Source organism: Chryseobacterium sp. FG46, assembly GCF_057809135.1.
In genome coordinates, this window is the sequence record NZ_JBMDJJ010000022.1 from 69,710 (window position 1) to 81,331 (window position 11,622).

Below are 11,622 nucleotides of genomic sequence, written 5' to 3' on the forward strand. Positions count from 1 at the left end.
AAAATGTTCTGATTATGAATCCGTTATTGTATATATTTTTTTACTCTTATCTCTTTCTAATTACTTGAATATATCTGATCATAAAGTTAAAAAAGGATTTCATCAGTTGCTAATCATATTTTATGTATTATAAATTATTTTTTCTTTAGCTCCTGCTGTTCCGAAGAAATATCCCAGGTAGTATTAGAATTAAGCTTATATTTATTTATATTAACATGACAACATCCTATAATACTTTGTGTTGTAATTGTTTTGTTTGTTACATCAATATTTTCTGCTAAAATTCCATATTGTAAAGGGAAAGATGCTACAGCAGAAAAATTTCCATTTTTATCTTGAAGATAATATTCATATAACTTTTCGACACCTCCCTGATCCCAAACAATTGCAAAATCTTCTAAACCATCAAAATTAAAATCTTTTACAAAAAAGTTGGTACACGGCAAATCACTATAAGTTGTCCATGAATTTGGTTCATAATGAATCTCCTGCAATTTTCCATTCTTTTTATTTGTTATAATAATCCACGCGGAAGTTGGATATTTTTGTTCCTTCTCATTTTTATATTCTTCGGCTTCTAAAATAAATTTATACTTATTTGACAGGTTTTTGAACTCACATGATTTAGTGTTTGAATGACAAGTTTTATTTGTGGGTTTTCCTTTTTGTTTTGAAACATGAATGTTTTTATTAATTTCAGCAGCAAACTCTCTAAAAGAATCTTGCGCACCAGGCATAAGATTGCTTAGAATGTTTTCATTCTTCCCTTCAATAGTTATTTTTTCAATTTCTTTATTTTTATCGTAGGAAAAAAGATAAGTTTCATAATAGCTATCTGATAGCTTATCGTCAGTATGCATTTCTACTTTGAATTTAACTTTTATTGAAGTATCATCATTCTGTAGAATATTTTCAGCAGTATAAGTCAATGCACAACCGGAACCACAACTAATAACAAAAGATTTATCAATTTCTACATTTGTCTTTTGAGAATTTGAAATGTTTTGTGTTTGTTTTGGATTTTCTATTTTCATTTTGCTGCTAAAGAAAGAAAAAAATATTAATACTAAGATCAAAGCGTATTTCATGACTTTTGTATTATTCAGGACATTTTATGAGACTTGCTGGAACATTATGTTCTTTAATGAAAGGATTTTCGGTTTGTATATTTTTTTTAGCTTTTTTACTATAAAAACCAAACCATGTTAAGTTTATTTTAGATTCATCAATTATTTGAATATGACCAACGGCCTTTTTATTGTCTAAATTTTCCCAGTTTTGCATTTCATCAGGAAGTGGGATGATTGAAGGAAAGTCGGTAAAGTAAAATTCATATTTATTATTACTCACTTTTTTTAATTGAGCATTCATTGAAAACCTTCCAGGTATTGTAAATTGTATATTGTTAATGTTTGTTTTAATACTCATGAATTTATCAGCTTTACAATCTGTTGCCCAAATGGAAGATTTAGGAATTGTTATAGAATCTTTTATTACTATTGATGGTTGATTTTCAATTTGATGAATAAGATCTGGAAAGTTTTTTATGAAAAAATTATTATCTGCAAAAGGTGGTAAAATTGATACTTTTAGACTTTTTAAAAAATCCCATTTCTTTGTTTTTAAATTATAAAGGTATAAGTCAGCAATACTTTCTTCTTTTATATTAATACTTTCTTCTGTGCAGCCCGAAGATGTATCTAAGTATTTTTTTGTTATTTGAAAACAAAAAGTATTATATAAGTCATACTTACCATTTAAAAGCTTAGAAACAATTTTATTTTCAGTTTCCCAATCATCATATTCATATTTGTTTTCCTTAAAATATTGATCTTTCCAAAAAGAAATGAGTGTTTTATCCTTGGGAATGAAATGAACAGAGAAATAACCTTCTTTTTCACAATCTAAATAATTGTAATGTGGATGGTCAGCTGGTGTTGATTCATCAACAGACATTGAATATCTTTTGAAATATTTCTTATTAAGAAAATCAACCTGAGTGATTTCTTTATTAATGACTTTAGTCGTTATATTTTTTTCTTTTGCATCATTTTTACATGATACTAATAAACATAAAAAACTTATTATTGTTACTATACTATTTAATTGGATTACCATTTTTATCAAATTTTGTTTTCATATAATCTTCTGCTTTTACTCTGTATGATCCTAGGTCACGGAAATTATGGTATCCATCACCTTTTGTTGCTGCTTCAATGTGACAATGCCAGTATTTCTTGTTAATTCCAGAGCCTTTTACTCCATTTAGAAATTCACTGCTTGAAGCATTTCCTGTCGATCCTGATTGGGCTATTTTTTGGCCATGTTTTACTTTTTCCCCTTTTTTAACATATATTTTATTAAGATGACAATATAAGATAAATACAGTTTTCCCATCTTTATCTTTAGATTTTATCATTAAAGTATTACCTAAACTTTTATATCTATATTCGTTCGTCTTAAAAGTATTTACTATAGCTGTAACTTCGCCACACATTAGAGAATGTACATCTTTATATGTTGGACCTGAAAGAATATCTATTCCTTTATGCCCTCTTGCAGAATTATATCCAAATCTATTATTATTTTTTCCTCCATTATCTGAACTTATCTCGGGATTTTCCCATACATCAGCATAATGAAAACATTGTGAACAATCTTCCGGACATTCATTTTTAGATTGAGGTTCTTTATTATCATTTGATTCACAACATTCATATCCAAATTCTTTTAAAAAACCTTTTTTTAAATGTAATTCTTTACTTGGTTCAATTAATTCTTCTTTAAGGTTTTTCTCGTAAATGGCCTTTACCATATCAAAAGTATATGATGAACTTTGTTGCCCATATGGGGAGTCTGGTAAACTTGCCCAACATAAACTAGAAATAAGAGCAGCTTTTTTAATATCATTATCAATAATCATTTGGATGATATCTCCTTGTTTTCCTTTAAATCTTCTTCTCCATTCTTTTAATTTTTCTTCTTTTATTGTATCACGAATCTTCTTTTTCTTATCTTTCCACACAACAGGATTATAGAAGCTATCCGAACGGTCCTGGATATAATTGTGCTTCATAATTACTAAGCAGAATTTATCTTGAGATTCTTGATCAAAGCTAGTGATATTATATTTTTTTGAGTAGTCCAACTTTTCAGAATAATGCCAGTTTTTATTTTTGTCCTGATAATATCCTGTCAAATTTTTCCATGTATCCGTCATTATTTGATATGCACCTGCAGCTGAAGATGAATATTTACCAGATGTAATTACTTCTTCAGGATGTTTGCTTAGATCTGAGAACTGTTTCCCACTATATTGAGTTGTGTAACCATTTTCTGTATCTGTACCTTCTTTTACTCTTAACATTCTGATAAATGCTCTTACTCTTGCTTCGCATTCACACACTTTTTCATCTTTTGATTTATTAGAAGGCTGTGTCTTATCCACCCCCGCCGCACTCTTCACCTTCTCCACCTGCATCAGTCCTTCCGAATTTACCCCAAATTTCTGAGATTCCGCAGAAAGATCTTTGGAGATAATTTCGATGAAATAATTTTGTTTATCCGAATGCGAATTGCCGATAGAAGAGCCTGTTCCTTTTTGAAAAATATCTTGGGTAATGACAAACCCTGAAGTGTCGCATATATCTGCGGGTATTTTAATCATTCTGCTTCGGTAAACTTCATCGTGGAATACCGGGTCAGATTCCCAGATGACATATTGGATGTGTTTTCCCACCATATTTTTGGAGTGAATTCTTACCCTCACTTTATCACCTACCGCTACTTTGGAAAGCTCTTTTCCGGTATCATCTATGAAAACGGCTTCTATAATATTGCCTTTTGGATCCGGTTGTTTCGGTGCGTCTCCTTGTCCGGCCGGAAATTTTGGCGTGTGTTTCTCAGGCTGTGGCTTAGGTTTGGGGTGATTTTGGGGCTGTCCTTTATCATCCGGATTGGCCACCTCTACATTCACCTGGCTGACTCCCTGAATTTTCCCGGAGTAAGTGGCCGTAACATAATACTCATGATTTGCGCCTTCATTTCTGTCACCTTTCATCAGAAACTGATTGGCCATCTTACAAAGGATTTTTTCATCAGACATCAGAGGAATGGAGACTTCCGCAATTCCTTTTTCATTAACCCGGGCCTTGTAGCTGCGTGTGTGACGGTTGTTTTTGTTGATGCTGGCATCGTGGCCTTTTCCAGGCGCGTCATCTTCCCAAAGGTGAAACTCAATTTCTTTATTAAACATCGCAATGCAATGAGCCTGCGCAATAAGAGTATCATAATAACTGGCTTTATTAAAGTCTTTTGCTCCTCTGTTGAAAAGTATTACTTTATCAATCTTCGGGACTTTGCTACTGGTAGGAATAATGGTAAGACTTCCAGCCAGTTCTTTGATATCAGGAAGTCCCGGTAAAACACCTTTTTTATTCTCATAGACTTTCATTTGAAATTCTATTCCCAGTGCTATTTCTCCAAACTTGTACGTTACCTTTTCACCAGTTTTAGGTGTCCCGGTGATATCTTTCCAACTTCTGTTCTTTTGTCTCTTATAAATATACCATTCATATTCACCCTTCAGTCCGAATGAAAGTCCTGAAGGTTGTATTTCGTAGGAGTATGTTGTTCCTACCTGAGGACTTTGCTCCCCGGTAATATTTCCTGTCATGGCTACTATAATTTATAAATAACTTCCGGCTGGAAACTATTTTGACAGATATTACTTTTCTGAGCTAATTGTAGGAGAGAATGAAGGGATATACCCTCATATAGGATTACATTTTTTTTCATCGTGTTTTTGTGTTGGTTCAAAAACAAAAATAAAAAAAATCATAATACAGTGATATAAAAAGACTTGAATTTAAAGTTAATTTATCTCAACAGAATACACCGGAGCCGCTTTTAACCATTGATATTTAAGGTTCCTGTCTTTGGCTATAAAACGGTATCCTTCAAGTTTCTTCAGATAAACATACATAGAATCCGTGTTCTTTATTTTTAATTTGTATTGAGATAAAAACAGCATTGGCATTTCTACTGTAGAATCTCTTACCGTTTTCAATACTTTCCCAGATTTTACTTTATAGAGAAAGAATGATTTTCCACGGCCTTTTGAACTGTCTGCCAGTTTTACATCTGAACTTGCAATAACGAGTTCACTGCCATCAAAGCATTCATCTCTATTCATGATGTATGCTTTTCCTTCCTGGCGTTCCTGTGCGAAAAGATCATTTTCGTAAGTGCCTGGACTTTGGTATTTTTTTTCACAGCTTATCAAAAGAATCATTAATAAAATTGGTAAACCAATGATAAGCTTCTTATTCATATTCAATTTCATAGGTGTTGGTTGAAAAAAAACCGATGTAATATTGCATCGGTTTTTGTTATATAAAGTATGTTGATGTTACTCCTGAGTATATTCTGCATCCCATTCGTTGCCATCATCTCCTTTATGTCCGTCCAATTTAATAACGAAACTTTTTGTAGGAAAATAAGGCGTCATCCGGATATCCAGCCATACTCTGTCTTTGTTTACTCTATCCTGCTCGAAACGAACAATTTTGAATTTCTCGATTAATTTGTCCGGCCCTTTGATATTGTCAAGGAACGTTACAATTTGTCTTCTCAAATCATCCTCGTTCTTAGCATTCCAGTTTTCGAAGGCTCTCCTGTTAAGGAAATCAAGTAATACTTTGGTTACGTAGTCGAATACACGAACTACGGAATACGTCTGAAGACCGATATTGTCTCCTGTAAATAAGGTCTTCGCTGAGAAAGCCATAATTTTTCCGTACTCGTTAACCATTGGTACAAGACCCATTTTTTCCAGCTGAGAAATTTCACTTTTCTTCAATTCGAATTTTACAGCGTCTACTTCGTTAATGTTACCGTGCTTTTTACCTGCTGCCACCTGAGACATCAGTGTTTTATGGATTTTTCCTGCTAATGAAGTGGAAGGTGGAAGTTCTACGTTCTCTTCTTCTCCTACTTCTTCAGCTTTACCACGTCCTACCAGCCAGTTACACGTCATAATAACGTTACTTCTGTGAAGTTCGCCTCCGGTAAGGTTGGCAGAGTGGAATAAATCTACCACGTCATCCGGCTTATCAAGGTTGGCGAAGTCTGTAACCATCATTACTTTGTTTTCGTTACAGATTTTTGCCCATTTCTCGATGACCTTGTTTGACCCTAAATATCCTGGAATTGCAAGGATTGAGTAGTTATCTCTAAGGTCAAGACGATCGTAATAGTTTTTGAACTCTTCTGAAATAGCATCAATGAACAATGGATTATCCAGATCTGAAACCTGTTCAAGGCTTGCATTGACGATGCTTACATTATCCACTTTGTCCAATTCCGTATTTTTGTAGAATTGCGCTACTGTTCTGTAGTTGGTTTCCAGCAAACGAACGGCATCCAGTGTATTTTTTAAGTTTGTTTTTAAGTTCTGATCGGCCTGTTGTGCTTTACTTTTGCATGTATCTGCCATTTTATCTGCAGATTCATTCCCCTCTAAAAGGTTTATCCAAAGATTGATCTTCTGAAGAAGCTCTTTCCTTTCGTCTGCTTTATTGCTGTCATTCAGGAAGATTTCTTTTCTTGCCTTTCTTGTTGGGTTCATATTGGCGATACCGTCTACAACGGATTCAACAAAGCCAAAACCTCCTATTTTATTGAGCTCTGCAAGCGGGTTGCCTTTCGGCTGCCCTGAGTGCTGCTGCCCCTGCTGCTGGCTTTCTTGTGCCTGTAATTTGCTATCCATGATTTAATGTAGTCTTTAATTATTTTTCAAGTTCCTGTGCCACTTCTTTCAATACTTCCACGAACGCAGCTCTTGTCTGATCGTTCTCCAGCATGTTGCGTAGAATTTTGTTGGTTTTCAGCTGACGTACTATTTTGTTGTACTGCTCCTGTTCCATGCTCAGCTGCTGCAGATAATCTGATTTCTGAGTAAGGCTTTTGGGGGTAAAGTCTCCAAGGTTTTGAAAACGGAATTCCTCTTCTATCACTCCACCGTCTTCTGTTTCGTGCTGTACAGATATTGCAGGCTGAAAATGTTTGAAAACGTCTTCCACGGTTTTTAATCCTGTTACAATTTCAGGGGTATAAGACTCTTCTGTTGTAAGTTGGCTTACTATCAGTGATTTATTTTCCTGTATTTCCTGAATAGCTTCATTAGCGTCTACTTTTACCTCGTTTCCGCCAACACCATAATTAAACATTGCCATATTATTGTTATTTTGAGATTTATTAATTTGGTTTGGATCTGTCTTTGAGTAATTTACCGATGAATCAAATAAATTACCAATCCAATGTTTAAATTTAAAAAAAAACTGTAACATACAAAATTTTACTAAGATTTTTCTTGGATCATCAAATTTCTTCTGCATTTATTCAACATAAAATCACCACATTACGATATCACTAAGCTATGAAAAAATAAATAAAGTCTTCCAAGAAAAATAAAATAAAATTTTTGTTTGTTTTACTCTTTTACAAACATGCCTAATGATTGTTAAAATAAGAATTCCTCTCACTTTGCAAAAAATATTTTTTATATTTAAACAAAGTGAACAGTGTCATGAAAGATGTAAAAATAGCGTTCAGAAAACCCATATTTCCAGTTTCGGAAGCGTTAGAGCAGTATTTGGAAAAATATAACAGAACCACCAAGATTAAGTTTCTGTATGAAGACCTTTTAAGGTTTAATGACAGTGTGAGAATTCTGGATAAAGAAGGCAAAGATACTTTGTGGCTTGGGGTGCTGTATTCTGAATATGAGTTTAAAGAAATAGAGGCCAATTTAAATAAAATTTATACCCTCCTTCATTCTGATGGAGATACGGCTACTTTACCTTATCTGAAAGTTGACACGATCGATTTTTGTACTTTCGGGAATTCTAAACCTTTCCGGATCCGGGTGCGAAATGTACTTAATGATAATTATACTTATTTTTATATTAAACAGGCCGATGCCTCACGAATATTCGGATTGGAGCTTGAAGACCTGCTTTCTCCCAACCGGATTAATTTTCTGGTTTATAAAAACACTTTGATTGAAGAGCATATTTTAGGAATTCCCGGAGATGTTTTTATCCAGAAGCACCTTGCCAACTGTACAGAACTGGAAAAGGCACAGATCTCCAAGGAATTTGTGAAGTTTAATGAACGCTGCCTTATCGGGCTTCTTGGTGACATGCGTTCTTATAATTATGTTGTAATTCCCATCCATGATTTCGACCAGGTAATTTACAGAATCCGCCCTATCGATTTTGATCAGCAAACATATGAGGGAAATCTGAAAGTTTATCTTCCACAGTATTTCAAAGAAAACAATCAAATGGTAAAGATGGTACTGGAAAAACTGAAGCCGAGTTCTATAGAGCAATACCGTAAGGAAGTACGTTCACAGATCGTAAAAAGAGTAACGAGCAGCCAAAACAGGTTTTATGAGCTCATTTCTATTATGAAAAAAGATAATATTGCGCCGGAAGCCAATGTCATAGAACTAAGGACAGCCTTACAAAAACTCACTTACGATGTCAATTTCAAGTATTGTAAAACCATGGGGGATATTATGGAAACCGGCATAAAGTTTGTGCTCCGGAACTATAAGAAAGAATATTAAAAAGAGAATCCGCCTTAGATTGAGGCGGATTCTTTCTTGTCTAACAATTTAAGGTAAAATTACCAGATTTTTATTCTGTCCTGAGGAGCTTTATACATTTTGTCTCCCGGTTTGATATCAAATGCTTTGATGAACGAATCCTGATTAACCAGTGGTCCAAAAGCTCTGAACATTCCCGGAGAGTGTGGATCGGTTTTCACCTGATTGATCATATACTGATCGGTAGCTTTAGTTCTCCAGACCGTAGCCCAGCTCATGAAAAATCTCTGATCCTGAGTGAATCCGCTGATTTTTCCTGGATTTCCTTTATCTTTTAAGTACATCTGAAGGGCATCGTAAGCCACCGCTACTCCACCTAAGTCACCGATGTTTTCACCGCTTGTGAATTTACCGTTTACGAAGCTTCCTTTTACAGGTTCGTAAGCACTGTACTGAGCGGCTAACTGACCTACTTTTGCATCGAAGTTTTTACGGTCTGCATCCGTCCACCAGTTATTCAGGTTACCATCTCCATCGAAACGCGAACCGCTGTCATCAAATCCGTGAGAAATTTCGTGACCGATAACGGCTCCGATTCCTCCGAAGTTCACCGCTGCATCAGCTTTAGGATTGTAGAAAGGCGGCTGAAGAATAGCTGCAGGGAATACAATTTCGTTGTTTGATCCGCTGTAGTAAGCATTTACCGTTTGCGGAGACATTCCCCATTCTGTTTTGTCAACAGGTTTTCCAACTTTATCTAAACTTCTCTGATACTGCCATGCTGCAACATTCTGAAGGTTAGAATAAAGTGTAGCCCCTTCTTTTGGAGATTCTACTTTCAATTGGGTATAATCTTTCCATTTATCAGGGTAAGCAATTTTCACCGTAAACTTGGATAGTTTTTCCTGAGCTTTTACTTTCGTTTCAGGAGACATCCAGTCTATATTGGCGATATGTGTTTTGAATGATTTTAAAAGGTAATCAATATACGTTTCCATCTGCTTTTTAGCTTCAGGAGTGAAATATTTGTCTACATACAATTTTCCGAAAGCTTCTCCAAGAACACCATTGACAAGGGTAAGCCCTCTTTTGTTCATTGGACGCTGTTCTTTCTGACCCTGTAAATATTTAGCATAGAAATCGAATCTGATCTGCTCTAAACTGTCATCAAGATTGCTCGCATTTCCGTTGATGATGTGATATTTCAGATAGTCTTTCAGTAAAGGAAGGTTTTTCTGCGTAATGAACTGATCCATATTCTGGTAATATTTCAGTTCTCCGATGATCACTCTGTCTGTATTTACGCCCGCATCTTTCAGGTATTTGGCAAGGTCAACGTTTTTTACAAGCCCTGACAATTCTGATACGTTTTTAGGATTGTATCTTAAATTGGCATCTCTGTTTTGCTCAAGCGTCAGTAAGTAATTGGCGAGCTGTTTTTCAAAGTCTACCACATTCTGTGCAGCCTGAGGAGAATTTTTATATCCTAAAACTCCGAATAGCTTTCCAACATATGCCTGATATTCAGCCAATGTTTTAGTATTGGCATCGTTTACTTTCTGATAGTAATCTCTTCCCAGACCTAAATCCGGACCACCAAGGTATACCGCATTCATATTGGAATTCTTCATATCAGCACCTACTCTCCATCCGTAGAAAGAGTTGTCTCCTAATCTTGTAGCTTCCAAAAGATATTTCTGAAGATCACCAAGACTTTTAATAGCATCTACTTTGGCAAGATCAGCTTTGATAGGTGCCAGACCTTCTGCATTTCTCTTATTGGTATCCATAAAAGAAGCATATAGATTCTGTATTTTCTGTCCTTCTGAACCAGCAGGATATGATTCTGTAAGAATTTTATTCAAGATATCTAAGGAAGCATCATCCACATTTTCTCTCAACGCATTGAAAGAACCCCAGTTGGCTTTATCGGAAGGAATCTGAGTCGTTTTCACCCAGTTTCCGTTCACATAGCTAAAAAAGTCATCTTGTGGACGGACACTGGTATCCATATACGATAAATTAATTCCCTCTTCTTTTGCTTCTTCTTTTACCGGTTCAGCCACCTTTGCTGCAGCTTCAGTTTTATTCTCAGTTCCTGCATTCTTTGCTGCACCACACGAGTTAAGAAATACAATACCTGAAAGGGCAAGTATCCCAATATTTAGCTTTTTCATTAAAGATAATTTTTGATTTTACACAAACTTATCAAATATACAAACTTTAATGATATGTAATGAATGATAAATGATATATGAGGATGTAAGGTTAAAAATTTAAAGTTTTGAGTTTAAGGTTTAAGGTTTGAAGTTAATGGGTAGACCACCCCGTCAAAAATTCTTTGAATTTTTGCCACCCCTCCGAGGGACTATCGTGTGGACACAATTATTTCTAGTTTTATACATTTATTGTTATTTAGTATTATGACAAGAAATTTCAGGGAATTAGCCGATAAACGCTTACTTAAACGTGGCAATAAAATTTTAGATGATTTATTTTCCAAAAGCGTTCATTCGATTCGCCGTTTAAGTGATGATGAAGCTTCCGCCAAGGGATATTACCGTTTTCTTCAGAATGATCGTGTCAGTGAAGAAGATCTGATCCGCAATATGTCTTATAACTGTATTGAAGCCTGTCAGGGCAAATATGTGATCTGCATTCAGGACACTACTGAAATTAATCTTTATAGTCATAAAGGGAGAATAAAAAAAGACCACTTTATTGGCACGACCACCTCCAAAAAGGATCTGGGTCTGGGTTTCTATATCCATCCATCGGTTGTTCTTGATGCTTCCAACGGTACACCCTATGGCTTTGCTACTGTTAAGCTATGGAGTCGTTCGCAAAATTTTGCGAATAAACATGAAAGAAACTACCGTGATCTTCCTATCGAAGAAAAAGAATCCTACAAATGGATCGAAGTATCTGAGCAAACCATCTCTGCTTTGAAGGCGCAAGTTCCGGGCATGCTTATTGTACAGGATCGGGAGGGTGATATTTATGAGCAG

General features: G+C 35.1%; 9 protein-coding genes. 2 read left to right on the top strand and 7 right to left on the bottom strand.

The window, feature by feature from the left end; translation table 11 throughout:
* Positions 1-134: 134 nt before the first annotated feature.
* The 6 genes from ACODR7_RS16070 to ACODR7_RS16095 form a co-directional block, all read right to left on the bottom strand.
* A complete protein-coding gene (locus ACODR7_RS16070; RefSeq protein WP_488840568.1) occupies positions 135-1,088 on the bottom strand; it encodes an XAC2610-related protein in 954 nt (317 codons plus the stop codon).
* Positions 1,089-1,098: 10 nt separating this feature from the next.
* Positions 1,099-2,118, bottom strand: coding sequence for a hypothetical protein (locus ACODR7_RS16075; RefSeq protein ID WP_488840569.1), 1,020 nt, complete (start codon positions 2,116-2,118; stop codon positions 1,099-1,101).
* Entirely contained in the window at positions 2,099-4,675 is a 2,577-nt protein-coding gene (locus tag ACODR7_RS16080; RefSeq protein WP_488840571.1) for a peptidoglycan DD-metalloendopeptidase family protein, read from the bottom strand. Before ACODR7_RS16080 ends, ACODR7_RS16075 begins: the two co-directional genes overlap by 20 nt.
* Positions 4,676-4,873: 198 nt before the next feature.
* Positions 4,874-5,332 (bottom strand): hypothetical protein, encoded by a 459-nt coding sequence (locus ACODR7_RS16085; RefSeq protein ID WP_488840573.1) that lies wholly within the window; start codon positions 5,330-5,332, stop codon positions 4,874-4,876.
* Positions 5,333-5,410: 78 nt separating this feature from the next.
* Positions 5,411-6,769, bottom strand: coding sequence for a DUF5458 family protein (locus tag ACODR7_RS16090; protein WP_488840575.1), 1,359 nt, complete (start codon positions 6,767-6,769; stop codon positions 5,411-5,413).
* Between the two features lie 19 nt (positions 6,770-6,788).
* Complete coding sequence (locus ACODR7_RS16095; protein ID WP_227413257.1) at positions 6,789-7,235, bottom strand: type VI secretion system contractile sheath small subunit; 447 nt, start codon at positions 7,233-7,235, stop codon at positions 6,789-6,791.
* Positions 7,236-7,588: 353 nt separating this feature from the next.
* Here ACODR7_RS16095 and ACODR7_RS16100 point away from each other — a divergent pair, with 353 nt between their 5' ends.
* Positions 7,589-8,635: a hypothetical protein gene (locus ACODR7_RS16100; RefSeq protein ID WP_488840576.1), complete on the top strand. Its 1,047-nt coding sequence runs from the start codon at positions 7,589-7,591 to the stop codon at positions 8,633-8,635.
* Positions 8,636-8,694: 59 nt separating this feature from the next.
* Here ACODR7_RS16100 and ACODR7_RS16105 read toward each other — a convergent pair whose 3' ends face one another.
* A complete protein-coding gene (locus ACODR7_RS16105; protein ID WP_488840578.1) occupies positions 8,695-10,791 on the bottom strand; it encodes a M13 family metallopeptidase in 2,097 nt (698 codons plus the stop codon).
* Between the two features lie 246 nt (positions 10,792-11,037).
* Here ACODR7_RS16105 and ACODR7_RS16110 point away from each other — a divergent pair.
* Positions 11,038-11,622, top strand: a 585-nt coding sequence (locus ACODR7_RS16110) for a transposase DNA-binding-containing protein (RefSeq protein WP_488840580.1), incomplete at its 3' end; no start/stop codon positions are given.